The organism is Nostoc sp. DedSLP03, from assembly GCF_034530815.1.
Taxonomy (GTDB): Bacteria; Cyanobacteriota; Cyanobacteriia; order Cyanobacteriales; family Nostocaceae; genus Nostoc.
The window spans coordinates 1-25,084 of sequence record NZ_JAVRCK010000044.1; the positions used below are offsets into that span (position 1 = coordinate 1).

The following is a 25,084-nucleotide window of genomic DNA, read 5'->3' on the forward strand; positions in this document are numbered from 1 at the left end:
ATTGATGTTCTCACCTTCCAGTCTCATTCTCTTTAATTCACATTAGACGTAATTTTGAATTTTGAATTTTGAATTTTGAATTCGGAGCGAAGCGACGTGACAGATTTCTTTCAATTTGAAGCAGACTTTGTTGATTCTCTGCGTTGCATCCCCATGCAGGTGCGTTGTAAATTAGATACCTGTGGCATCAAGCTAAAATTGTCTGACTGGAATCAAATGACGACAGATGAACGGCAAGCTTTAGTGGAATTACCTTGCACTACAGAAACAGAAATTCAGTCTTACCGCGAATATATCGAGCAATTAATCATACAACGCACAGGTGTACCAGCTAAAAAATTGCTTATCGAGCCTCATCCTGCATGGCTAGATTCTGCCACTGTACCAGCTAGCCTTCAGGGAAAAGCTCAAGAAATAGGTGTAACCCTGACACAGCAACGTTGGGCAGCTTTAACACCCTTACAGCGTTTTGCTTTGATTAAACTCAGCCAACCAGGACATGAAAACAAAAATTTTCCGAGAGCGATCGCAGAATTTAATCTGCTTTAATTTACAATTCGATCGCGATCGTTGAATTATCGTCGTGTTCCTGCAAAATATATTAATTTTTGTTAAATTGTAACTCAGAAATGATACATGACAGCACAGTAATTGATGTTAAGTATCAAAAACTCGTACATAAACTAACGCCGAAAAAAGCTGACTCTAAATTAATATTTACTTTATAAACAACTATTGATGACTAATAAGTGAGGGTAACAAATATATGGCTGCAAAGAAACTTTTGATGCTTGTTGGCGACTATGTAGAAGACTATGAAGTGATGGTTCCTTTCCAGACATTGCAAGTGGTGGGACACACTGTTCATGCAGTTTGCCCCGACAAAAAAGCTGGCGATCAAGTGCGGACAGCAGTTCATGACTTTGAAGGAGACCAGACTTACAGCGAAAAACCCGGACACAATTTTACTTTAAATGCAACGTTTGCAGAAGTAGAAGCCACAACCTACGATGCCTTAGTCATTCCTGGAGGAAGGGCACCAGAATATCTCCGCCTCAATCAGCAGGTGCTAGAAATCACCCGTCACTTTGCCCAAGCCAATAAACCGATTGCTGCCATTTGCCACGCCTTGCAGTTATTAGCAGCTGCTGATGTACTGCAAGGCAAGAGATGTACTGGCTACCCTGCTTGTAGCCCAGATATCAAGAGTGCCGGAGGGATCTATGTTGATATCCCCGTCGATCGAGCAATAGTTGATGGTAACTTAGTGACAGCACCAGCTTGGCCTGCTCACCCACATTGGCTAGCAGAATTCCTCACAGTAATTGGAACCAAGATTGAACACCCAGAATTGACTACAGTTGTTTGAGACAAGATACTAGAAATCTTTTGGTTCACTTCATAACAGTTTCTTCCCCTACTTTTTACTCCAAAAGAGCTTTGGCAAAAACAACTGACAACAGACGACTAAAAATTATATATTTTTGAAATGGAACTAAATGCAGTAAAAAATACTATTTTTTAATAAATTGCAGTAGGTTTAATTTGCCGCTACGATGTCAAAAGTACAGCATCAAGACAATCTGATTGAGCCGCCAAACAAGCCAGTTTTAGGGCAAACTCTCAGCAGATGGAATACTTCTTTACATGAGATGAAACAATTTGAAATTTTGCACCAATAATTTTAAATTTCTTAGCAGTAAGTGAAGCTATAGTGGATTTAGCAATGCTGCTGCTAATGTGGCTAAGGTTAGTCCTGCTGCCAAATTATGTGAAGAATTAGTTTAGAAACGTACTTCTTATCGATGACAGGCAAAAACGCAAGACATAATGCATTTCTGCGGCTAGTGTCTGGTAATGGGGCAGCTTTGGGAGCAGAATCTCGCTACTCGCTGCCCCCCAGTAAAGAGATGGTAATTGGACGCGACCCCAGCTGCCAAGTTGTCTTGGATGCCATGATGTACCGAATGGTATCTCGTCGTCATGCAGTGGTTCGTCCCCTCTCTCTATCCCCAGATAGCAAATTTAGCTGGGTGCTTTGTGACTTGAATAGTGCTAATGGCACTTATTTGAATGGACAACGCTTATATGAATGTCAGGAATTGCACCCAGGCGATCGCATTTCTCTAGGTGCTGATGGGCCGCAATACATTTTTGAATGCGAGTATACCTCACTGACTCCGGCGACGACAGTGAACCAAGTTACACCACTACCTTCAGCGACGGACTACCACAACCACACGCAATTAAAGCAGCCAGATTCTGTTAGCTTCACCCAGCTTTTTCCAATTATTTCCACTGGTAAAGATTTAACTAGTAAAGCTTACCTCGTACCGGGAATACTGACCGTAATTTTTGTGGTGCTGATGTTCGCTACAGTCGGTCGCCCCCAAGCTAATCAAGTGATCGTCGCAAGTTACATCGCCTTCGCTGCCTACTATTTTGTTTACCAACTTTGCGGAAAACAGAAGCCTTGGTGGGTGCTAATGGCTACGTCATTGGGTACAATCCTGATTTTGCTCAGTCCCCTGTTGGATCTATTTATTTTCGTATTTCGCGGCATTCTGCCTGGAAGCTTGCCCACACCCCAAGAATCTATCACCTTCACAGAGTTACTGGTGCGGATGTTTTTTGGCGCTGGGTTGATGGAGGAATTACTCAAAGCATTACCTGTACTAGGGGCTTTTGCCATCGGTAGAATGTTGTCTTCACCTTGGCGAGAACGCATCGGCATCTGGGAACCTCTAGATGGTATTCTCCTGGGTACGGCTTCTGCTGTAGGCTTTACTCTCTTGGAAACCCTCGGTCAGTATGTGCCTGATATCACTCAAAATGTCACGCAACAGGTGGGTATAGGAGCTGCTGGTCAACTTGCAGGTTTACAACTGCTAATTCCGCGAATTTTAGGCTCTGTAGCTGGACACATGGCTTATAGTGGCTACTTGGGTTATTTTATCGGGTTGGCTGTCCTCAAACCTAGTAGAAGTTGGCAAATTCTGTCTATTGGTTATTTGAGTGCCTCTGCGCTCCACGCTCTCTGGAATGCTACAGGATCAATCAATGCCTTGTTGTTGGTAGTTGTTGGAGTGTTATCTTACGCCTTTTTGATGGCAGCAATTCTCAAGGCACGGGCGCTGTCACCAACGCGATCGCAAAATTTTGCTACCCGATTTCTTGGCCCAAAATAGAAGAAACAGGGGAGCAGGGAGCAGGGAGCAGGGGGGAAAACAAGCAATGCTTGAGTATTTACCTCTTGGGATAGATGTCCTAATTTGAAAATTAGCGTACTGTTAACTTATCGTGGAGTAAATATACTTATAAAAATAAAAAATTATACAACTTATTGCAAAAAGTCTTGATTTTCGACTCTTTCTTTGCGTAACGCCAACCAACATCTTTGCAAAAGACACTTCAAAATAGAGTAAACAGCAAAGAGCGGGTTACACAAACACAATTGCATAATGAAAACTTTTCCTATCCCCTACTCCCCATTCCCCCTTCCTCATTCATAGTTCCGGCTGAGATTTGTTAAGTTCAGTAAAAGCATAAGAAGCGATCGCTAAACTAACCTTTGCTTTATCTACTTCTGATAAAGCTGTCCATTCGCTATTTTGAAGATTGCTGAGTGCAGATGCCGCATTTTGCGATTCGCTACTTCGCATAGCGTAAGCAAAAGGACGAGCCAAAACGATCAGATCCTCTGTTCCCCAAGTTGGTAGTACAGTCTGAACGCACTCAACTAGTTGCTCGCTGATTAATTGGCGAGCAGCAAATATCTCAGCGGCTTTGGTGGCGATGGTGTTGAGCAATATTTGGGGGACACAGGCAGAAAAATTTGTACGTAATGTTTCTTGAAGGTTAAACACTACTGCCTGTTGTAGGTTATTATTGTGGTCGGGTGTCGAAGTAATACTAGACCAAAGTGTATCTAGATGTCCGTAAAAATCTTGCGATCGCCTCATTAGTTCAACACCCTGCAAATCTTCCATTCCGAACTGTTGTTCTAGTTCTTGAAAATAAGCTTCTGATTCTTCATCACTTGGATTCCAGGGATAGTTAGCATCCTCTGGTTCTAGTAACGCTTCTAATAACTCTAAATCTACTTGAGATGGCAAAGATGAGAAAGTGTCTGAGCCGTTAATTCTGTGAGCCATATTTTCTTCCCTCATGATTATTTGGTGGTATTGACAGCTACAAGTTCTAAGAGGAGATTTCCGCAAAAACTGTTGATTTTTTCTCCAAAAAAAACAGATTTTAAAAGTTAATGCTAAAGGCTCAAATTTATTTATGCAATAGCTTTGCTAGGAGTCTTCAATCACAAACTCCCAGGTTTCACCTCTAGCACTTCCAAACTTTAACTGCATCCCCGATTTCAAAGGGACTTCCTCTCGGAGGATTTGTTGCCAGCCATTAGGGCCTAAAAACCAGGTTGTCCCATAGGTGGAAAAATCTTGCAAGTAATAAGTTCGCATTAGTGTAGCATCTGTAAGAGTGTTGCGGCAGAAGATTTCGGCGTGGCGTTTGGATACAGATGGTTCGGGAATGACAATATCATTATCTTTCGTGCGGCCGATGCGAGTAACTCCATAACGCAGTAACCAGGTTTTACCTTTTGGAGTGAGCGATCGTAAACTTGCAATCGGAAGCGAGGAACCGACATCAGGAATGGCTGTATCTGGTAGTTCCGTGATACCTTCATCCAGATTCTTAATAAGTTCGCCATTAAAATCTGGATGCAGGTAGAGAACAGGCAAAGTCCAAGCAGGTTGATTAAATTTATACAGTGTTAATAACTCTTGCCTAGCCTGTGCTACGGCTTCATCAATTGGCTTGTGCGATCGCAAAGCTTCGGTAAAGGCTTGAATAAAACTGTGGCTTTCATGGTCAGCGATTTCATCGCGCATCCCCAAAACCGCAGGCACACCATGACGAATCAATACTTCTGCTAAACTGCTGGCAGGGATAGCTTGACGATCGACAGCAGCTGGTTGTGCGCCCCAACAGGCGTTGAAAACCGCTAGTTTCACACCTGTACGGGTCAATACTTGCGCCAATTCTATGCCATTGAGGGGCATATCTGGTCGCAAAAACAGTAACCCTCCGTCTGGGTCTGGCAAACCATGTCCAGCGTAAAAGAAAACATTGTATTCTTTGGTTTCTAATTCATCAATCAACTGTTGTGGAGTTGGTTGAATCAGTTGATTCACTACACAAGGTGCATATCTTTGGGAGTTACCAGGCGTATCTGCTAGAGCTTGTTGTAAGATAGCGGCTTCTTGTTCTAGTTGCAGCTTGTCATCATGGCCTAAAACCAGCAGAATACTTAAAGCTTGGTCAGTTCGCAAATACGGCAAAGCGTCAACTTCTGTGGTGGTGCGACTAAATAGCAAATCTTGTGAGAGAGACATCGCCGATTGACCAGGCTCACGCTGCATAATTTCCCAAGGGAAAGCGATCAGATCCGGGTCGCGAATTTCTAGTCGAAAGCGCAAACGTGTATGCTGACCCATCGCAATACCGCGGCTGCGTTCTAAACTACCAAGAATTTGCCCGTCGAATACCCAGCGCCATAAATTCATTCCCAAGTATTGCATCAGACGACTGCTGTAAGGGCCAGTAGGTTGACCTGAAGGAGGTGAAATCCAATCTATGGGGAATGGGTTGGACTTTTGAGATGTTGAGTTAGGGGAAATATCTAGGCGACCATGACCAGCAAACATCTGCTGCCATTCTTGCCAGACTTGGGTAAGTTCAACAGGCCATACACAGTCACGTAAAACGTAGCCACTGGGATACGGAGCCTTGACCACCCAAATGGCGAAGTTGTCAGTGCCAGTATTTACGAGACGGGCGATCGCCAAATTCAGGGATGGCATGGATTCATTAAACTAAAAACTAAAACAAATAATTTCAACAGAAGAAAATAGATACGCCAGAATTCAGAATTCAGAATAAATGAGTGAGGGATTTCAACCCGACATTAACTGTGTTGCACCAAATTAGAGAGATGGTAGGGGTTTTGAACTCGGTTATTCATCTATCAGTAGTACATAATTCATTCTGAATTTTGACGACTGACGCCTTTATTCTGTTTTGATAACAATTCTCCAAGGTGAAAATTTTTTATTTTTTTGACCTTGTAAGTTTTTTACTCAGATTGTTACCTGTTATTATTCCAGGTTTTTACCAGTTTATCGAGTATTTGATTAAGTTGGACTGGTGTCAGATGGTTCGGTAACTGGCGGTTGCGTCACAGTTCTACATGGATTTGGTGCGTCTGATTGTAAAACAACGCCAAAACGGTTGATTTGGGAGGAGTTTAGCAATATTGTTGCTGGCAAAGGTTTTGAATTTGGAGGAACTGAGGTAGTTACACCTGGGTTTTTAGGATTAGCTGAAGTTTGGGTACTTTTATTGGCACAAACTCGCATAGACACCAAAGAACTGCCAGAAGCAGGATTTGGATTTGGTTTTTTCTCAATAACTTCTAAAAAAGCCCCACGGGGGAGTGATTGGTTGTTTCCCAAGGATATGTCATTATTGGTTTTAATTACCCAACCAGAAGAAAGATTAGCTAGCGATCGCGGCGGTGCGGGTGTCGTTTCAATGCCAGGGTTTTGAGTTTGTAAGGGATTGGAAAAAATTGGAGAGGTTCCTCGCAGTTGCTTGACGAACAATCCTAAAAAACCTGCTGCTACCACAAATATTAATGGAACTATCCACTGTAGGGGGAATTGACGAGTTTTGGCATGCTCAGTGTCTGGAATCACCTGAGTCTTGTGGTTTGGGCTGCCTAAAACTGTCGCATCTGTCGCCCTGGATGCTAAATCAACAGTTTTGGCAGAATAGCTTTGGGGAATCACTGCTTGGATGGTGATTTCTGGTTCCCAATATTGGACTTGATAGTGAACTAAAGCGACGGTGACATTATCGTGTCCATTTTTCGTGTTAGCAATTTCGACTAATCTATCGGCAACAGTTGCTATATTTGCTTCCCCAGCTAAAATCGGCAAAATTTCTGTTTCCCAGTACTCCTCTACCCGATCGAAGTCACTCAAACCATCGGATGTGAGCAAAAAAACGGCATCTTCATCAAGCATAAACCGTCCCGATGTGGGATGCAATGAAGTGCTAGAACCCATTCCCAAAGCTTGGACTAGAGAGCCAGCGGCACTCTGTTGTACTGCCTCGCGGTAAATGGCATAACCTAGTCGCACTTCACGGGAGGCGACATCATCATCAAGGGTAACTTGATAACAGCCGTGGCGTGTAATCCAGTAAGCACGACTATCGCCTACGTGGGTAATATACATTTCATGAGCAACAGGCAATGCCATGACTAAAGTTGTGCCCATACGTTGACGCCCTTGGCGATTTTCACCGTCATTGCGCTGACTGATTTTGTCATTGGCCATTGCCACTGCCTTATCTAGGTCATTCAGCAACATTGAAGGGTCTATGTGGTCGTAGGGAACTTTTGTTAGTTGCTGTACCTGCTGCTGGATGGTTTCAATGGCTAAATTTGAGGCGACATTGCCGCCTTCGTGTCCGCCGATGCCATCACAGACAATTGCTAAGGCTGTTGGCTGGGGTGGTTTGCTCACTAGAGTTCCACTGGGAGGGCTACAGGCATCTTCGTTACGTTGACGACTGGGCCCGGTGTCAGTTTTGGTGATAATTTGGATCGTGGGTGTTTGCGATCGCCCTAACCCAGCCAGTCCCCGATCTAAAACTCCGATTAATTGATCGGTGGAATTAATCTCTCCCTGAATTAAAGCAAGGCTAACGCGATCGACAAACTCCGCGATCGCTGGTTTGGCTGTGCTAACCAACTGCTGCCAAAATTCACCTAATTGTGGCAATTCTGGTGATGTAGCGCTGTCAAAACGCAATTCCAACAACCGGACTAACGATCCTTCTACCCGTAATACATAAGAGTCAAGTAAGCTAGAAGCGACACCTTCACTTACTAGAGGTTGCCACAGATGAGCTATTTGCCACAACCAATTTAGTTGGCGCATTGATGTTGCATCACGCCAAGCGGTGGTTAACTCGCTGCCCAAATGAACTTGTTGGATAGTGTCATCTACTAATAGTGGCGGTTTTTCTAAGAGTAATATTTCTCGGTGGGAAGACCCGTCAGCAACAAAAAGCACTCCATATACCTGCGGTACGTGTAAACGGTAGGGAATCAGTCTCAGGTACGCTTTTAGAGGCTGCAAATTATCTAACTCAGGCGTTAGCGCTAATAAACCAGGCTTCGTATCTAAAAGAACAAATTTATCAAGGATTAAATAGCGATCGGCTAATATTTCTCCAGGGCTACCCACACTTGGGCTATCTACCACAGCCCAGAGATAATTTTTGGGTAGGGGCGTAGAACATCGCTGGCAAAACTTGTGAGTCAGGGGGTTGGCAGCCTGACAATTTTCGTTTGGACAGTAGAGCGTTGCCGCGTCATTTTCCATAGTTTTCGCACCGATCAGCGATTGGCAATTTCTTTAATAGCATTAGTAGGGACAATCTAGACCGCTCATCTTTCTTAACTTGACATACCCAGACTTTAGATGATGATTTTAGCTGGCGGATATCAGCAGGTGCTAATACAAAACTTATCCAAAAAATACGCTCCTAACTCAACCCTACAGCCTAATCATAGCTTCTATTGCCCTGTGAATCTCCATCGCCAAAGCAACTAACTCCAACCCTGTCACCACAGCATAACCCAAGCATAACTGCACGATTTGCTTTTGGTAAATTACCCCATCATCAACAGGCAGATAATGTTGGTATTTATTTAGTTTATAAGTAGGATAGCAAGAATTAACTTTAATTTAAGAATAAAGAATAGCAAATATTAATTTTGGCAAAAGTATTTGATAAATGCATTCAATAGTGCTGAGTGCTGAGTTAAGAGTTATTCTCCTCTCTGCCCCACTCAGCACTCTTTGTACAGAAGGGTTCAGGCAGCCCGCTACCAACTCATTAACTTATTGCTTGTCGTTAATGGCAACTTGAGGGATTCCCATGCTGTAATTAGTAACACGGGCAGAAAGATTGTAGCTGACTTCGCCGAGTTGCAAAAGCGATCGCAGATAATGCTCTAAATCTGACCCTACACGGCGCAAGTTATAGTCTGTGAGGTCTGCGCCACTAGATGCTTCTACTAGTTCATCAAATTTTCGATAAATTTTTTGCAGTGCATCTTCATTCCAATTAAATTCGTTATCTGGGTCAACATCTAAGGTTAAGACTTGTTGACTAGGAACTAGATCGCCATCCCGGTCAATTTCACCTGCAAAAATGCGGATATGCCGGGTTGTGGACTTGAGCAGCATCGGGTTATCCATAAAAAGGTGTAAGATTTGCGTGAATTACACTGAAATTATTGTAGACGTTATATCCGAGCTTGAATGCTCTCAATTTAAAAGCTTTGAATGCTGTTTTCAAAGGGTACATTGAATGGTCATAAGTAAAAATATCATCTTTCCTGATGAGTTTGCTACTACTGTTATGAGTTGAAGATATATTTAACTGCTAGTACTGACAGTAGTTGAATTATTTTTCTGTAAAAATTAATTGGTAAAATATTTTCATTTAGTCTCTAAATCTGACTTACTGCTAAGATTTTTAGACTCAAACAATCCCAAATGGCAGTAAAACAAGGTACTCAGCAGGAATAATTCGATCTGTGTACTTTTTTTATGGAGAACAAAAGTTTTGACATTAATAATTATGCCGAGCAATTTCTCCGGAATTTTCTATTGCAAAAAACGTACATCAAGTAATTTCACGCAATAGCGCTACATCGACCGCTGGCTGTAGTAAATTCCCAAAATATCAGCGGTTTTACTTACGTATAAACACTAAAATTTGAGTAACAAGTCAAACTGTTATTGACGTTCACATAAAGTTGATGTAAAAACCTTTAAAAAGGTTGAACAACTTCTTACAGAAACTTTATTGTGTAGAATCTTAAAAACTGAATAATAGTTATGGCTTACCATAAGCTACATCTGGCACAGAAACCTTAAAATCTAGACACTGAAAATCTAGCTTGAAAATACACCACTGGAGAGTGAAATGGAATACAAAGGTGATTGATGAAGAAAAATTCTTAATTCAAGCACTTTGGATTCAAAAGAGATATAAAGAATTTTGCTGGACATCTATCTCCTTACCCTCATGACAACCAAGTAAAGGAATCTCAATAGTTATGAACTCCAAAGCATTACCACGCCAGATAAATAATCTCGAAGTAGGTGTTTATGAGTGTGAAATACATCTCAAATTCCGGTTGATTGAGGAAAAGAGTCTATTGAGCGATCGCGAGCAACTCTTACAGGTGCTACTTGATGCTTTAACTGAAGGTTCTGATGACTTTCTAGAAACGCTCCAAGCGTCCGTTAAAGCCCAAGAAGTATCTGAGTTTAAAGCCTCGCCTCAAATGCGGCGTCAGCTAATGCGCTTGCGTAATGTCGCGGAAAACTCTCCAACCTAAAGGTGTAATTTAAGTAGTGAAAAACGCGAATTGGGCATCAAATCAAATGTTGATCCCATACCCCCGTTGCCATAAAAACTAAGCAGTCAGTAGATTTCATAAAATATATTGATTTCTACCTTGTGAAAGTCTTATTAAGCAACAGAAAGTCCCAGGAACAGTTTCCGCTATTAAAAACTTTGTAGCAAAGAATACTGGTAGAATCTGAAAGCAAATTCAGCCGGGTGCATTTTACCGAGTTTTTATCAAAACATTGCAGAATAATAAAACCCTGTGTCTTTACAGATGGGGAATTGGACAACAGGCGCAAATCAAATGAAAATCTGAAAGAGCAAAGTAAAAATAAATAACCTTCCTTTTAGCTTTTTGGTGAAGCTAAGTGCCTGATTTGCTGAAAGACTTATGTTTTATCTATTACTGGTAATAGGTCACGGTTTAGCAGCTAGTTAGCTATTATCAATTACCCAGAGACAGAACCTGACTTTTCACGGTATCTGGAAAACCTCTCTTCTATTTCTCTCTTCTAAAAGGAGAGAGACTTTGAATTCTCCCCCTTCCCGCCACGGTTGGGGGTTGGGGGGTTAAGTTTTTCGTGCGCTTTTCCACATAACGTGAAAAGTCAAAGGCAGGACAGATGAGGGAGATGAGAGAGACAAAGGGACAAGTCTCTCCCTTCTTCCTTGTCCACCTTGTCTACCTTGTCTACCTTGTCATCTTCTCCAGACTCAATACTTCCCTACCAGAGGCTGCGTCAACGGCTTCTCTAAGAGACGCTACAACGCGAACGCGGTAGTTGAGCGCAGTCGAAACTCAGTACAAGTAAAAATATCCCAATGCCTATTTAGCAAGACCGTGTTCTAGAGCAAAACGAACTAACTCTGTACGGCTATTGGTACCGGTTTTACTAAATAAACGGCTGACGTATTTTTCTACATTGCGGACGCTGGTTTCTAAGCGACGGGCGATTTCTTTGTTCATTAACCCTTCTGCGACCAAATTTAAAACACTTTGTTCTCTGGGAGTCAAATCAATTTTAAAAGGGGCTGGCGATTGGGAAATAGCATTTCTTTGAGTTAACAATGCTTTAATTTGGGAAATCTGATTGGCTAGTTCGGCAAGATCGGGGGTTTCAGCGTCATCTCCCGTACTCGCAGCCTTAGCGACGCGACGGGCTAGCAAATTTTCGATTATAGCCACTAACTCGTCTGGATCGAAGGGTTTGGGTAGATAGGCATCAACACCAGCGTGATAGCCTTGAATGCGATCGCCTGTCATACCTTTAGCAGTTAAAAATACTACTGGGAGTGCTTGGAAACGGGGGTCTTCCCGTAGTTGTTTCAGGAATTGATAGCCATCCACTTGAGGCATCATCACATCAGAAATCACTAAATCAGGTGTATTTAGCTGCATCCATTCCCAACCTTCAAGGGCGTTACTGGCGACTTGAACGCTGAAACCGCTCTCTTGCAAATAGTCTTTCACGGCTTCCCGTATCCCTGGTTCATCATCCACCAGTAACAATTGTGCTGACATTTAAAATTCCCTTGAGTTTTCCTTTTTCCAATTTAGCGAAAGTTGGTAGGCATTGAGCAACTTGAATTCACCTCTACCGCCTCAAAAGCTTTTGAAGTTGAAATCTGTGCCTCCATCAACTCTGTTGCTGCATTAACCATCGTGCCTTCATAGGGACGGGGTGGCCGCAAAGTTGTCCAACATTTCCCTGTAGCAAGATCCCAACAGTTGATGGTTTCATGTTGGCTACCACTAAAGAAAGTTGGCTCGTCTTGAATCAAACTAAGCGACCATATACTAAAGCAGTCTCCAGTAGCTATGATTCATGATTGCTATGAGAATAAAAACAGCGTTCTTATCAATTACAAATTTCTTAATAACCCTACCATTGAGGATTTTCCATAATTAATGCTTCTGCTGCCGAGCTATTTAACGGAACTGAGAAAAAATGTCCCTGGGCATATTGACAGTTTAACTTTCTTAGAACTAATAGCTGCTCTTTTGTCTCTACACCTTCGGCAAGCACATCCACACCTAGCTTGTGTGCCAAAGTGACAATTATCTCAATAATTTCTAAATTCTTACTATTAGTGCCCATCAAGCTGATGAAAGAACGGTCAATTTTCAACACACTAATCGGAAAGTTATAAAGACCACCTAATGAAGAGTAGCCTGTACCAAAGTCATCAATTGATAACTCAATGCCCATCTCTCGAAGTTGTAAAATTGCGGCAGTTACCTTATCGCCATTTTCCACAATTGCCTTTTCAGTAATCTCTAGGATTAGAGTACCAGCATCCAGGTCAGTTGAGTGCAAAATTTGTCCAATCTGCTCTATCAAATCCGGCTGAGAAAATTGCTTGACGGAGAGATTAACACTAATTTTCTCTAGTAATTTAGAATGATGACATACCCGCCAAACTTGCATCTGGCGGCAAGCTTCATGCAAAGCCCATTTGCCAATAGAGAAAATTAGTCCAGTTTCCTCTGCTAGGGAAATAAAATCTGCTGGATTAAGTAGACCACGCTCTGGGTGCTGCCAGCGCAATAGAGCCTCAAAACCTAAAATAGAGCCACTAGTGAGCGAAACAATCGGTTGATAATAAACCCGAAATTCTTCGCGTTCAATTGCTCGGCGCAAATCAGTCTCTAACTGCAATCTCGCTAAAGCATCAGCATACATATCTGAGTTGAATAGCTCATAACGCGCTCTGCCTATCATCTTGGCTCGATACATTGCTGTATCTGCATCCCTCAACAGTTCTTCTGGGTGTTGATAGTCTACTGTCGAACTCAACGCAATGCCAATACTTGCCGTGATGAAGACTTCTTGTCCGTCAAGTTCAAAGGGTAATGTCAGTTCCTTCTGAATCCGTTCAGCTACTTTGATGGCGTCTGACACATCCTGGATTCCCTCAAGCAGAATTGTAAATTCGTCTCCCCCAAGCCGTGCCGCTGTATCTATGGAGCGTATACATGTTTGTAGTCTACTTGCAATAGCAAGTAGCAATTGGTCTCCATTTAGGTGTCCAAGACTGTCATTGATCACCTTAAACCGATCTAGGTCGATAAATAGCACAGCATATAGATAATCTGAATGCCGTTTTGAATAATTTATCGCATGTTTTAGGCGGTTCATAAATGCAACGCGGTTTGCCAGACCCGTCAGTGTATCGTGAAAAGCAAGGTGCAGTAGTTGTGACTCGACTCTTTTGCGTTCTGTAATTTCATTTAGCAATTTCTGATTTGCTTTTACCAGTTCCGCTGTCCGTTCCGCCACCCGTATTTCTAACTCACTGTAAGCTTGGTACAACATTTCTTCAGCTTGTTGGCGTTGGCTGATGTTGCACAACAGCCAACGCCAGCCAAGGTGCTTCTTCTCAAGGTCGTATACTACAGACGCTCTCACATTAGCAGAGAAAGGCTTTCCTTTGCGTGGCTCTAGGTGAATTTCCCAGTTCTGTATCTCTTGCAAATTGTTTATTTGAGAGTTAAAGGACTGGCGGTGTTGTTGAGCAATAAAAAGAATTAATGGTTTTCCTACTAAATATTTTTGTTGGACACCGAGTAAAGTTGCTGCTACATGGTTAGCCTCTTGGATTATCCCGTTGCTATCAGTTACCAAGTAACCATCTGGAGCAAACTCAAACAAGTCTTGGTAACGCTGACGCTCTTTCTCTACTGCCGCTCGTGTTACCTTTAACTCCTCGGAAGCTGTCAATAGTTCTTCTATTGCGGTGTTAAGTTCCTCGAAAGCCTCTGTTATCATCTCCTGTTGTGAATTCAGCTTAGTTCCATAGTATTTTAATAGTTCCTGTATCTGTGAGCACAATTTATCTATCTGTCGATCAAATCCATCCACTTTCATGTTGCTCAACTCACAAAACTATAAAGCGTAAGTGTGAATGAAAGCAGTAGAAGCAAACCTCATGCTTTCTTCAAGACTTCAGACGCTATTGAGCAGGCAAGGAGAGAAGGTTACTTGAAAGAGCGGACACTCTATAAATATTAAAGAAGCTGGTTTTTTGATTTACTAATTTATATTTCAATAATTACGAAGCAATCAAATTGGTGTAGCTTCAATCAAATTTTAGTCCTATTTAGTGCCAACCAAAGTGCTGAATGGTAACAAGCCCTACCTACTGTAATTTTTATTTTATTAAATATAAGTTACTAAAGTTAAAAGATTAATAACAGCATATTTGCTTTACCTGCTTTTGAAAATACTTCTTAAGATACATTCGCTTTTGTGAGCTAAGGAAAGCATAAAGTTCTCAGTCAATGCTTCTAGATTGACAAGAACGTTTTTGCTCAGGTGTTACTGAATTTAGGTATGAAAATGATTTTGCATAATTTCAAAACCTTTGTAGAGACTAGCAATTGCAACGTCTCTATACCAAGATTTACACATCTAAATCAGCAACGCCCTTTTTCTTAGTTACAGTCGAGCAATTATTTTGGCATCCTCTGGTAGCTTGGCGTCTCTTTGTCCAGCAGTACGCGCCCTCGCTGTGAATAAACCAATGGGGGTATTTAATAAATCTACAAGGGTGGCTTGACTAGCGATGCCTGGGGCGGGCTTCGCCAAAGCCTTTTTAATATCTCTTGGTACTTCCTTCAATAACCAACGTGCCAAGCGATAGCCGTATTCTCTGGGTGTCATCTCTCGCATTAAATTTACACCGTACAGTTCGTGCAGATAGCGATTTGAACGTCCATAACGCCGCCATTGACTTTGCAGTTCTTGCAGTGTAGCGCGGTGGCGGTGTTGAACGATCGCATTTGGGGCAAATTCCAAACGCCCGATGTTTTCCCCCAAAATCCGCCAACAAATATCAGCATCACCACCAGTAGTTAGATAGGGACGAAATAAACCCACTTTTTCAAAGGCAATGTGCCGAATCGCCAAATTAGCTGTTTGGCCATAGGGACGAAAGGAATGGTTGAGGGTATGCTTTTGCGATAAAGTTTCTTGACGGTCTGCGTGTTGTTCTAGCAAAGTTGTGCCTGGTAGTGCCAAAATTTCACCAGCAACAATTACTACTTCTGCGTTGACAAAAGGCTGAATTAGTGTGTCTAACCATTGCGGTTGTGGGCGACAATCTGCATCGGTAAAAACCATAATTTCACCCGTAGCGGCGCGAATGCCGGTATTACGAGCAGCGTAGGAGCTTTGAATTTGGTTCTCACTCAAAGGGCGAATTGTAATTGGGCAATTTTCGGCAGATATTTTTAGGATGCTAAGAGTGCGATCGCTACTGTTGTTGTCCACCAACAAGTATTTTACCCGGTCTTTTGGGTAAGTTTGAGACAACAGACAATTGATTAACTCTGGTAAATCTGCCTCACCGTTATAAATAGGAACAACCACCGACACCATTGGTAAAAAGCTGGTGGCGGTGGTTGCATCAACTGGCTGATGATTCATAAATCTGAGATTTTAGAGATGGGATTAACAGCTAGTATTCCCAAACCAAAATCCTGGAACGGCATATCAAGCAGTTTTCATAACTCCAAAAATCTGGATTTGGGAATACTACTATATAAACACCTGGTAACAAATCTTTCGCGTCAATTTAAAATTTCAGGTTATCGGCGCGGCTCATGGGTCGAGTCGGTTGATTTGCTGGCGGTTGGGCAAAGTTGTTATTTGATAAAATTGCGATCGCGCGAGCATATTGGGGATCGCTCTTAGTTCCGATTAAATTGGGATTAGAAGCCAATTGACGCTCTTGTGCCTCTGTCAAGTCTAGCTTGATATCAGGTGTAATTCCTTTGTGGTTAATATCCGTTCCCGCTGGGGTGTAGTAATGGGCAATGGTGACAGCCAAGCCGGAACCATCTGCGAGTTCATGAACTGACTGGACTAAGGCTTTGCCAAAGGTTTGACCTCCTACGACTACCGCCCGTTTATTATCCTTGAGTGCCCCCGTAAGGATTTCACTAGCACTAGCTGAATTGCCATCCACTAAAACTGCCAAAGGACGATTTGTTAGAGCAGTGCGATTGGCTTTAGTTTCTTCGCTGCTGCCTACACGGTCTATTGTTTTGACGATTCCGCCGTTGTCATACCACATCCGAGCAATTTCAATGCTTGCCTGCAACAAACCGCCAGGATTTCCCCGCAAATCCAAGACATAAGAATCAACTTTCTTTGTGTTCAAATCGCGGATGGCTCGTTGCATTTGGTCTGCGGCGTGGGCGCTAAATTCCCGCAAACGGATATAACCAACGCGGCGATTCCCTTCTTGCTTGAGGGTATAGCGTACCGTTGGGACTTCAATACTTGCCCTTGTCAGCTTCAAATCAAAGGCATTTTGGCCTGCGCGTCCCAATCGTAGCTTAATGGGAGTACCCGCTTTGCCACGGATGAGCTTAGAAGCATCATCCACTTTCATTTTGAGAGTGGATTTGCCATCAATTGCCAAAATTTGATCGCCTGCTTTGATTCCAGCTTTCAGTGCCGGAGAATTTTCTATGGCTTCGACAACGGTGAGCTGCTGAGTTTTTTCGTTCACTTCCATCCGAATGCCGATACCAGAGACTTCCCCAGATGTTTGGCTAGTTAGAGCTTCAAATTGTTGGGGGTCCATGAACCGAGTGTAAGGATCTCCCAATTTTTGTAAAGCTTCGCGGATGGCAGTGTATGCTTCTTCCTTAGAAGAGTAATCTTTGCTCAACAGGCTTTGCCTGGTTGCTTGCCAATCTTGTTGATTAAATTTGCCATCAACATATTCATGATTTACCAGTTGCCAAACTTGGTCAACTATCGTTTTTGGGCTGTCTTGTAGGGCTAGAGCAGCACGCACACCACGAGTCCAAGCGGGACCGAACACAGAGATTGTAGCAGTTGTGGCGATCGCTCCACCAATCAAGGCTACTTGGAGCGGTGAGTAACTTTTCGCAGATTGGTTCATGTATACTTAGCTGGAATAATTGTGTTGTTGACAGTTTAGCAATCAGGCTTTCCAGAAATTTTTAAGTTTTTATACCCCAGAATCAACTATGCTCCTTCATCATTTTTATCCTTAAATGATGCCCAAAATGCCGCATTAGTTATTAACAATCATTTCTCAGTTTGTTAGTCTACTCCGGAAGGCTATACTGAGCGTGTGACACTTTAATTAGCGTCATTTTTGCATTCTAGAATACTTTTATAAGATAGCACTTTGCTCACTGAATTGCAGTACTGTTATACAGCAATAAAAGCAGTTTTTCTTACTTAAGTCATGAAACGCAAATTTACCAACAAATCATTAATTTCTATTAACAAAAAATCTACTAATCTGTGGCAATTGTTACAAAAACTCAGTGGTGGATTGTATGTTGTCCTGGGTGTTTGGCTGATTTTTACTACTATAACCTTAGTTTTTGCTTCTTCGCAGCCGATAGATGCCTTCTTTGTGCTAGGTGGCAGTATTCGTCGAGAAACGTATGTTGCCCAACTAGCAAAACAATACCCACAAACCCCAATTTTAATTTCTCATGGTTCTCCAGATCCCTGTATACGGTTAATTTTTGAGGCGGAATTAGCAGAGTTACAAAACGTTTGGTTAGAAAACTGCGCGAATTCTACCTTTGAAAATTTTTATTATGGTATTCCAATTTTGCGCCGTTGGGGAGTGCATAAAGTCATGTTGATTACCTCGCCAAGTCATTTACCCAGAGCTAAATGGATGGCACAGGTTCTTTTTGGCGCTCATGGTATTTGGGTAGAGCCAGAAATTGTTCAGGAGTTGGGTATTCCTGGTAATCAGGAATCCTGGACTAAAACTGGATTAGATGTAACGCGCAGCTTATTTTGGGCGATTTTAAGTCAAATTATTCAACCGCAATGCTCAAATGTCACAAAACTTACTGATGTAGATATGCAAGCTTGGGAGCGTCGAGGTTTTCATTGCGAACACCAAGGAGGGTTGAGGAGATAACTTACTCGTAATGTGTCCACGTAGGAATTATTTTGACTACTTGCTCGGATTCGATGACCTCATATATTAACCGATGCTGCATATTTATCCTCCGAGAATAAGCACCTGATAAGTCACCAACCAGCTTTTCATAAGGTGGAGGATTTTGAAAAGGATTTTCTTTAAGGACTGCGAGTAATTCTTTGGCCTTTTACTTTAAGTTACTAGAAGCTAATTTCTTCGCGTCTTTTTGCGCTTGTTTTGTGTAAATCAACCTCCAACTCGCTCCTTCGGGGTTTGCAAGTGGCTCCTCAGAAGCTTGCTAACTCACCAATTCAACTCCCCATCACATTCTTGGATCAGGGTTGCTAGTCCTTCTTTTATAGATTCTCGCATTCCAGGGACAGATAATAAGTAAAGAGTCTCTTGAATTGCAGACCAATCTTTTTCTGCAAGCAGAATCGCATTACTGCGATCGCCTGGAAAATTAAGCAGTATTTTTGCATAAAATAATCGCAATTGGCTAAAGGTGAAGAAAATCTTATTCTCCACCTCTAGACTTGTTGTAAAACATCGCTTCTGCTGATTGCATTCAATGAATAATCAATGCAAAAGTTCCCAATCTTGCAGCATTAAAATAGCATCTCTATACAAAGACAAATCCACCTGATTAACTTCAATTCCCTCTCCGATTCCTTGTAGAAGGGTAATTGTCAATTTTCCTCCCAAATGTTCGCGGAATTCTGTAAGCCCCCTAAACAAACAATGCGGATGGTCTAGTCGATCTAATTGCTCTGTCAATGCCGATACGTACAAAGTAAAGCCTAATTTCTTGAGTGTAGTTAGAACTCTTTGCCACTCAGATTGTAAGAGTTGTCCTGTTAAATATGAATAGGTTGTATCTAAAGCAATGCCGATCGCAACAGCTTCACCATGCCGTAGGCTGTAATTAGTTAAATGCTCTAGTTTGTGAGCAGCCCAGTGTCCAAAATCTAAAGGACGCGATGAACCCATTTCAAAGGGATCGCCACTACCAGCAATATGTTTTAAGTGCAACTGAGAACAACGATAGATTAACCTTTCCATTATGTCCATGTCTCGATTAGCCAATTTATCGGCATTAGTCATAATGAAATCGAAGAAATCTGCATCTTTAATCAGCGCTACTTTTACCGCTTCTGCAATACCCGATCGCCAATCTCGATCGTCGAGGCTAGTGAGAAAATCAAAGTCATTCAAGACAGCATAAGGTGGCATGAATGTACCCAAAAAGTTTTTCTTACCAAAGGCGTTGATTCCGTTTTTTACTCCTACACCCGAATCATTTTGCCCTAATACTGTTGTCGGTACTCGTAGTAGCCGAATTCCTCGGTGAGCTGTTGTTGCTGCGTATCCTGCCATGTCTAGGACGGCTCCACCTCCAATTGCTAAAACGTAGGAGTGACGGCATAATCCAGCGGCATTGATCCGCTGATGAATTTGCTCTATAAATCTAGAATCGTTTTTGACTACTTCTCCACCTGGAACTACTATCGGCTCACCGCTCAGTGTTAGTACATCTTCGTAACATTGGGCATAGGCTGATAATTTTTTTAATAGCCCATCTTGATACTGTAAAAATCCTCCATCTACCACTGCTAGCACTTGTTTTGGGGTTGTCTCTCCAGCTGCGGCGATCGCTTGTGCAAGTAAAGGATTATCTAACTGAAACAGACCTTTAGTAAAGTGAACATTATAATTGAAGGTTACACGAACGCATTGGTTAATTGGTTGCAGATTAAGAGCGGTTTTTTGTTGAATAGTCATTTGAATATTATTACTTTTTAAGTAACTGTAAAAAAAATTAGTAGCGCAATTATAAATTACAGCAAAATAGACATGATAAATCTATTAAGCAATTCAATTACTTAAATGAATTACCAGACAAATCTATTCTTTAATATAATCATATTACAGAAGTATTTTTACTTAATACATAAGCTTCAAAATAATAATATGAGTATAAAATTTTTATTGATGCCTATATTTTATATCTGAGCTTAGTAATGGAGATCATTATTACATAGAATTCTAAATTTTTTGCGTAAGATAATTTTAGATTTATCTAATCAAAATGGTATCTTTACAGTATCTTATTTAAAATCAGAAGATTTTTATAGATTCAGTGAAGTTACAATCTCAGTAAGATATTATCTAACTGCTTTAAACCCAAAATATTAAGTTTAGTGCTATATTTTATACTTGGTTGTCACAAATAAGTTGGGCAACTTATCCTGAATTTATCATGAGTAAAGTAAACAAATTACTGCATCATTGGCTGTTAAAGTCTGTTTCAGAGAAAGCTTTTACTTGGTTGGAACAGAAGCAAGCACAGATTGCTAGCGGCACTGCTGAGAGAGTGTTTTTTACGGCTTTTAGTGCTGTGCCGCGTTATCTAGGTAAACAGGATTTGCAGCTAACATTCCAGGACTTGGAAGCAGCAGAGAATCTGATTCCCGGCTGGTATCCTGGTAATTGGAGTGTAGATCAAGGGTGTCGCACACTTTTGCTTTTAGCTTTGCCCCACGATGATGCTGAGGTCTATGTGCGATCGCTCGATCGAGTCTTCTCCACTGCCGATATGGGGGAGTTAGTTGCCCTTTATCAAAGTTTGCCGCTATTACCACACCCAGAGTTACATCGCCATCGTACTGCTGAGGGAATTCGCAGCAATATGAGTAATGTATTTCAAGCCATAGCACTACGTAACCCTTATCCAGCAAATTACTTAGATAATGCTGCCTGGAATCAGATGGTACTGAAGGCTGTGTTTGTCGGCAGTCCGTTGCATCTAATTTGGGGTCTAGATCGGCGTGCTAACCCAGAATTGGCGAGAATGTTGGCAGATTATGCCCATGAACGTTGGGCAGCTAAACGCTCAGTTACGCCAGAACTTTGGCGACCTGTGGGACGGTTTGCCGATAGCGCCATCATCACAGATTTGGAAAAAGTACTAGCTAATGGGGATATACACGAGCAAGAAGCAGCAGCCTTAGCTTGTGCTGAGTCTCCTTTACCCCAAGCGCAAGCATTACTTTCTCATTACCCAGATTTACAGTCATCCATTCAACAAGGTAATCTGACTTGGAGCAGTTTTAGCCGCAAATGAAGGGAGTGGGGACTGGGGAAGAAGCAAGGGAGCAGGGGAGAAATCAATTCAAAATTCAAAATTCAAAATTCAAAATTCAAACATTGTAGAACTTCTGCCTCCTGCCTCGTCTTTCCCAATGCCCAATGCCCAATGCCCAATTCCCAATTCCCAATTCCCAATTATTAAAACCATGATGTATATCGATCCTCACATTCACATGTGTTCCCGTACTACTTACGATTACTTAGTAATGCGGGAATATGGAATTGTCGCCGTTATTGAACCAGCCTTTTGGTTAGGACAACCCCGAACTAACGCTGGCTCATTTAAAGACTATTTCAGTAGTCTTGTGGGCTGGGAACGGTTTCGTGCTAGTCAGTTTGGCATCCAACACTACTGCACAATCGGCCTAAATCCGAAAGAAGCTAACAATGAAGCGCTAGCAGCTGAAGTTATGGAACTGCTACCACTTTACGCCTGTAAAGAAGGAGTTGTTGCCATTGGTGAAATTGGCTATGACGATATGACAGAAGCAGAGGATAAGTACTTTTGTCAACAGTTAGAATTAGCCAAAGAACTCGATACGTTGGTACTAATTCATACTCCTCACCGTAATAAAAAGGCGGGTGCTAGTCGGAGTATGGATCGCTGTATTGAATATGGCTTAGATCCTTCACAAGTAGTTATCGATCACAACAACGAAGAAACTGTTGAAGAAGTATTAGGACGAGGTTTTTGGGCAGCTTTCACGATTTACCCACAGACGAAGATGGGTAATGCCCGGATGGTAGAAGTTGTCCGTAAGTATGGATGCGATCGCATCATTGTAGATAGTAGCGCTGATTGGGGTATTAGCGATCCTTTGGCAGTCCCAAAAACGGCTCAATTGATGTTAGATAGGGGCATTCCTGAAGAACATGTGCGAGCAGTTTGTTATGAAAATGCCCTAGCTGCTTACAGTCAAACTGGGCAAATGAAAGCTTCAGATTGGCTCAATCCTCAATCTATCGATCAACGTCAAATGTTCAGTGGGAATTCTGTGCTACGCGGACAAGAACCAGGAATCAAATCAGTTTCAGATTTTGTGTTGATTGAATAGAAAATTGGGGAGAGACGCGATTAATCGCGTCTGTACAAAAGAAGATAAATTGCATAAATATCTAATTGATTTGTAATATGCGATTTATTTTGAGAAATAGTAAGCACGGAGGCAGATAAGTGAATGTTGCAAGCTTAAATTTTCAAAGTTGGCGAGGTTATCTGGAATTGATACGTCCTGCTAATATTGTTACTGCTTGGGCGGATATTCTTCTAGGTTTTGCTGCTTCCGGTTCTGGAATTATTTTTACTAAATTAATTAATGGCGAAGCAACTTTTGCCATCTTAATTCCATTAGCTTGGTTGTTATTGGCGACAACTGGTTTATACGGTGGCGGGATAGTTTTTAACGATGTTTTCGATGCCGAATTAGATGCTAAAGAGCGACCAAATAGAGCAATTCCTAGTGGTCGCGTATCTCGTCAAAATGCTACTTTATTAGGGAGTATACTGTTTGCAATCGGGATTATAGCTGCTTTTCAAGTATCGTTGTTGAGTGCTGCGATCGCAACATTTATTACTCTTTCATGCCTCCTCTATAACTCACTCGCCAAACATCATCCTTTTTTCGGCCCTTTAAATATGGGTTTGTGTCGTGGTAGTAACTTATTATTAGGTGTAAGTGCTGTACCCGAAATCATCGGAGAACGTTGGTATTTAGCGCTGATTCCTGTTCTTTATATTGCTGCTATCACGGCAATTAGTCAGGGTGAAGTTCACGGTGGTAAGAAGATTACGGGAGTCCTGGCGCTACTTCTAATTGCAATAGTTTTGACAGCAGTTTTAGCTTTAGGATTATTAGAAGAGTATACAGCGATCGCAGCCCTACCATTCGCTATTTTCTTGGCTATCAGAATCTTGCCTAACTTTATCAAAGCAGCGCGCGAACCGATAGCTGAAAATATTAGAAATGCTGTGAGAATAGGCGTTTTATCTCTAATAGTATTAGATGCAACCATTGCATCTGGTTTTGCTGGTTTGTATTACGGTTTATTAGTTCTAATTTTGCTACCATTTTCGATGAAGTTAGCAAAAGTATTTGCTGTTACTTAACTTGAATGTATACACCCAGTAATACCATAAATTGGCTATAGGGGCGCACATCTATGCGCCCCTAATTATGAATATCTAACAAGTATTTTGTGAAATAGTTTAAGTCAAAGAAAACAGATTACATAGACAAGGAATAGAGGTAGAAAATGAAAATTACAAACAACAATAATTTACACTTAACTTATTGCAGTAATATTCATCCTGGTGAAAATTGGCTAGAGGTTTTCGCAAATTTAAAGAAGTATATTCCCGAACTAAAATCACGTTTATCGCCTACCGAACCTTTTGGGATTGGCTTGAGGTTAGCAGATGTTGCTGCAAAAGAACTTTTAGAAAGTAATAACTTAGCTCAATTTCAAGCTTGGCTAACTCAACAAGATTTATATGTTTTCACCTTAAACGGATTTCCTTATGGCGGATTTCATCGACAAGTAGTAAAAGATCAAGTTTATGCACCAGATTGGTCTACACAAGAACGAGCTAATTATACATTAAACTTGGCACATATTTTAGCTAGTCTATTACCCCAAGGACTTGATGGCGGAATTTCTACACTACCATTATCCTATAAACCTTGGTGGATAAAAGACCAAGCAACTTTTGAAACGGTTCTAAAAAAGAGTTGTTTGAATATAGCATCAGTTGTTATAGAAATGATTCGCATCCATGAAGAAACAGACAAGATTCTTCATATTGATTTAGAACCTGAGCCTGATGGTTTAATTGAAAATACTTCAGAAGTAATTGATTTTTATCAAAATTGGTTATTGCCAATAGGTGGTAGTTATTTATCAGACAAGTTAAATATTGAGCAGGATTTAGCAGAAACTAAATTGCTAGAACACGTTCGCATTTGTTATGACACCTGCCATTTTTCAGTTGAATATGAACAGCCACAATCTGTATTTACGCGTTTGCAATCGGCAGGAATTAAAATTGGTAAAATTCAAATCAGCGCTGCAATTAAAGTAAAAATCCCTGCTGAGGTTGAGAAGCGTAGTTTAATAGTTGAGCGTTTACGTCCTTTCGCAGAATCTACTTATCTTCATCAGGTAATAGAACGTCGTAGCGATGGTACACTCCACCACTATCCTGATTTAATAACTGCATTACCACATTTAGAGCAATCTCTAGCTGAAGAATGGCGTACTCACTTCCATGTACCTATTTTTATTCATGATTATCAAATTTTGCAATCTACCCAAGATGACATCGCTACTGTTTTGCATTTACTTCAGGTAAACAATGCTTGCTCGCATTTAGAAATTGAGACTTACACTTGGGATGTATTGCCGTCAGAAATGAAGATAGATATGCTGACTTCTATTCAGCGAGAATTTGAGTGGGTATTAAAAGAATTCGTCGCAAATTAAGAAGAAACTA

The 25,084-nt window shown here is 41.5% G+C and carries 20 protein-coding genes and 1 pseudogene; 9 read left to right on the forward strand and 12 right to left on the reverse strand.

The annotated features are described in order from the left end of the window. Positions 1–96 precede the first annotated feature (96 nt). The 3 genes from RM368_RS20955 to RM368_RS20965 all read left to right on the forward strand — a co-directional run bounded on the left by RM368_RS20955 (position 97) and on the right by RM368_RS20965 (position 3,188). Positions 97–549 (forward strand): nitrate reductase associated protein, encoded by a 453-nt coding sequence (locus tag RM368_RS20955; RefSeq protein ID WP_322695815.1) that lies wholly within the window; start codon positions 97–99, stop codon positions 547–549. A gap of 217 nt (positions 550–766) precedes the next feature. Beyond that, the gene (locus RM368_RS20960) at positions 767–1,369 is read left to right on the forward strand and encodes a DJ-1/PfpI family protein (RefSeq protein ID WP_322695816.1); all 603 of its coding nucleotides are present in this window, start codon (positions 767–769) and stop codon (positions 1,367–1,369) included. A gap of 436 nt (positions 1,370–1,805) precedes the next feature. After that, positions 1,806–3,188, forward strand: a complete 1,383-nt coding sequence (locus tag RM368_RS20965; RefSeq protein ID WP_322671513.1) for a PrsW family glutamic-type intramembrane protease — start codon at positions 1,806–1,808, stop codon at positions 3,186–3,188. Between the two features lie 318 nt (positions 3,189–3,506). On the opposite strand, the gene RM368_RS20970 is transcribed toward RM368_RS20965, so the two are convergent. The 4 genes from RM368_RS20970 to RM368_RS20985 form a co-directional block, all read right to left on the reverse strand. Then, positions 3,507–4,154, reverse strand: a complete 648-nt coding sequence (locus RM368_RS20970; RefSeq protein WP_322695817.1) for a hypothetical protein — start codon at positions 4,152–4,154, stop codon at positions 3,507–3,509. 147 nt (positions 4,155–4,301) lie between these two features. Further along, complete coding sequence (locus tag RM368_RS20975; RefSeq protein ID WP_322695818.1) at positions 4,302–5,876, reverse strand: CHAT domain-containing protein; 1,575 nt, start codon at positions 5,874–5,876, stop codon at positions 4,302–4,304. A 330-nt stretch (positions 5,877–6,206) separates the two neighbouring features. Then, entirely contained in the window at positions 6,207–8,468 is a 2,262-nt protein-coding gene (locus RM368_RS20980) for a protein phosphatase 2C domain-containing protein (protein WP_322695819.1), read from the reverse strand. A 522-nt stretch (positions 8,469–8,990) separates the two neighbouring features. Then, positions 8,991–9,350: an NAD(P)H-quinone oxidoreductase subunit M gene (locus tag RM368_RS20985; RefSeq protein ID WP_322695820.1), complete on the reverse strand. Its 360-nt coding sequence runs from the start codon at positions 9,348–9,350 to the stop codon at positions 8,991–8,993. A gap of 866 nt (positions 9,351–10,216) precedes the next feature. Here RM368_RS20985 and RM368_RS20990 point away from each other — a divergent pair. Beyond that, positions 10,217–10,501 carry an Npun_R1517 family heterocyst differentiation transcriptional regulator gene (locus RM368_RS20990; protein ID WP_094350942.1) on the forward strand — a complete coding sequence of 95 codons (285 nt, stop codon included), beginning with the start codon at positions 10,217–10,219 and terminating at the stop codon, positions 10,499–10,501. 837 nt (positions 10,502–11,338) lie between these two features. On the opposite strand, the gene RM368_RS20995 is transcribed toward RM368_RS20990, so the two are convergent. From RM368_RS20995 to ctpB, 5 genes are all read right to left on the reverse strand, one after another. Then, positions 11,339–12,034 (reverse strand): response regulator transcription factor, encoded by a 696-nt coding sequence (locus RM368_RS20995; RefSeq protein WP_322695821.1) that lies wholly within the window; start codon positions 12,032–12,034, stop codon positions 11,339–11,341. Positions 12,035–12,066: 32 nt separating this feature from the next. Then, positions 12,067–12,294 carry a hypothetical protein gene (locus tag RM368_RS21000; RefSeq protein ID WP_322695822.1) on the reverse strand — a complete coding sequence of 76 codons (228 nt, stop codon included), beginning with the start codon at positions 12,292–12,294 and terminating at the stop codon, positions 12,067–12,069. Positions 12,295–12,395: 101 nt separating this feature from the next. Beyond that, on the reverse strand, positions 12,396–14,282 hold the full coding sequence (locus tag RM368_RS21005) for an EAL domain-containing protein (protein ID WP_322695823.1): 1,887 nt from the start codon (positions 14,280–14,282) through the stop codon (positions 12,396–12,398). A 669-nt stretch (positions 14,283–14,951) separates the two neighbouring features. Continuing rightward, positions 14,952–15,941, reverse strand: coding sequence for a glycosyltransferase (locus tag RM368_RS21010; RefSeq protein ID WP_322695824.1), 990 nt, complete (start codon positions 15,939–15,941; stop codon positions 14,952–14,954). A 148-nt stretch (positions 15,942–16,089) separates the two neighbouring features. Continuing rightward, positions 16,090–17,430, reverse strand: a complete 1,341-nt coding sequence (ctpB, locus tag RM368_RS21015) for a carboxyl-terminal processing protease CtpB (protein WP_322695825.1) — start codon at positions 17,428–17,430, stop codon at positions 16,090–16,092. 312 nt (positions 17,431–17,742) lie between these two features. On the opposite strand from ctpB, the gene RM368_RS21020 reads away from it, so the two are divergent. Continuing rightward, positions 17,743–18,441 (forward strand): YdcF family protein, encoded by a 699-nt coding sequence (locus tag RM368_RS21020; protein ID WP_322695826.1) that lies wholly within the window; start codon positions 17,743–17,745, stop codon positions 18,439–18,441. A 1-nt stretch (position 18,442) separates the two neighbouring features. On the opposite strand, the pseudogene RM368_RS21025 reads toward RM368_RS21020, so the two are convergent. The 3 genes and pseudogenes from RM368_RS21025 to RM368_RS21035 all read right to left on the reverse strand — a co-directional run. Continuing rightward, positions 18,443–18,619, reverse strand: a pseudogene (locus RM368_RS21025) (Txe/YoeB family addiction module toxin); the annotation flags it as partial. 128 nt (positions 18,620–18,747) lie between these two features. Next, positions 18,748–18,939, reverse strand: coding sequence for a type II toxin-antitoxin system Phd/YefM family antitoxin (locus RM368_RS21030; RefSeq protein ID WP_416212249.1), 192 nt, complete (start codon positions 18,937–18,939; stop codon positions 18,748–18,750). An 84-nt stretch (positions 18,940–19,023) separates the two neighbouring features. Then, a complete protein-coding gene (locus RM368_RS21035; protein WP_416212250.1) occupies positions 19,024–20,232 on the reverse strand; it encodes a 3-dehydroquinate synthase in 1,209 nt (402 codons plus the stop codon). A gap of 472 nt (positions 20,233–20,704) precedes the next feature. On the opposite strand from RM368_RS21035, the gene RM368_RS21040 reads away from it, so the two are divergent. The 4 genes from RM368_RS21040 (at position 20,705) to eboE (ending at position 25,074) form a co-directional block, all read left to right on the forward strand. Beyond that, entirely contained in the window at positions 20,705–21,568 is an 864-nt protein-coding gene (locus RM368_RS21040) for an EboA family metabolite traffic protein (RefSeq protein ID WP_322695829.1), read from the forward strand. A 118-nt stretch (positions 21,569–21,686) separates the two neighbouring features. Continuing rightward, positions 21,687–22,649: a TatD family hydrolase gene (locus tag RM368_RS21045; RefSeq protein WP_322695830.1), complete on the forward strand. Its 963-nt coding sequence runs from the start codon at positions 21,687–21,689 to the stop codon at positions 22,647–22,649. Positions 22,650–22,768: 119 nt separating this feature from the next. Next, positions 22,769–23,701, forward strand: a complete 933-nt coding sequence (eboC, locus tag RM368_RS21050; protein WP_322695831.1) for a UbiA-like protein EboC — start codon at positions 22,769–22,771, stop codon at positions 23,699–23,701. Positions 23,702–23,847: 146 nt separating this feature from the next. Beyond that, the gene (gene eboE / locus RM368_RS21055; RefSeq protein WP_322695832.1) at positions 23,848–25,074 is read left to right on the forward strand and encodes a metabolite traffic protein EboE; all 1,227 of its coding nucleotides are present in this window, start codon (positions 23,848–23,850) and stop codon (positions 25,072–25,074) included. Positions 25,075–25,084 lie beyond the last annotated feature (10 nt).

What these genes read in the sequence shown, in the direction of transcription:
- RM368_RS20975 (WP_322695818.1), bottom strand. Translation starts at nt 5,876, where the DNA reads ATGCCATCCCTGAATTTGGCGATCGCCCGTCTCGTAAATACTGGCACT.
- eboE (WP_322695832.1), top strand. Translation starts at nt 23,848, where the DNA reads ATGAAAATTACAAACAACAATAATTTACACTTAACTTATTGCAGTAAT.
- RM368_RS20980 (WP_322695819.1), bottom strand. Translation starts at nt 8,468, where the DNA reads ATGGAAAATGACGCGGCAACGCTCTACTGTCCAAACGAAAATTGTCAG.
- ctpB (WP_322695825.1), bottom strand. Translation starts at nt 17,430, where the DNA reads ATGAACCAATCTGCGAAAAGTTACTCACCGCTCCAAGTAGCCTTGATT.
- RM368_RS21045 (WP_322695830.1), top strand. Translation starts at nt 21,687, where the DNA reads ATGCCCAATGCCCAATGCCCAATTCCCAATTCCCAATTCCCAATTATT.
- RM368_RS21005 (WP_322695823.1), bottom strand. Translation starts at nt 14,282, where the DNA reads ATGATAACAGAGGCTTTCGAGGAACTTAACACCGCAATAGAAGAACTA.
- RM368_RS21040 (WP_322695829.1), top strand. Translation starts at nt 20,705, where the DNA reads ATGAGTAAAGTAAACAAATTACTGCATCATTGGCTGTTAAAGTCTGTT.
- RM368_RS20965 (WP_322671513.1), top strand. Translation starts at nt 1,806, where the DNA reads ATGACAGGCAAAAACGCAAGACATAATGCATTTCTGCGGCTAGTGTCT.
- RM368_RS20990 (WP_094350942.1), top strand. Translation starts at nt 10,217, where the DNA reads ATGAACTCCAAAGCATTACCACGCCAGATAAATAATCTCGAAGTAGGT.
- RM368_RS20970 (WP_322695817.1), bottom strand. Translation starts at nt 4,154, where the DNA reads ATGGCTCACAGAATTAACGGCTCAGACACTTTCTCATCTTTGCCATCT.
- RM368_RS21020 (WP_322695826.1), top strand. Translation starts at nt 17,743, where the DNA reads ATGAAACGCAAATTTACCAACAAATCATTAATTTCTATTAACAAAAAA.
- RM368_RS20995 (WP_322695821.1), bottom strand. Translation starts at nt 12,034, where the DNA reads ATGTCAGCACAATTGTTACTGGTGGATGATGAACCAGGGATACGGGAA.
- RM368_RS20985 (WP_322695820.1), bottom strand. Translation starts at nt 9,350, where the DNA reads ATGGATAACCCGATGCTGCTCAAGTCCACAACCCGGCATATCCGCATT.
- RM368_RS21010 (WP_322695824.1), bottom strand. Translation starts at nt 15,941, where the DNA reads ATGAATCATCAGCCAGTTGATGCAACCACCGCCACCAGCTTTTTACCA.
- RM368_RS20960 (WP_322695816.1), top strand. Translation starts at nt 767, where the DNA reads ATGGCTGCAAAGAAACTTTTGATGCTTGTTGGCGACTATGTAGAAGAC.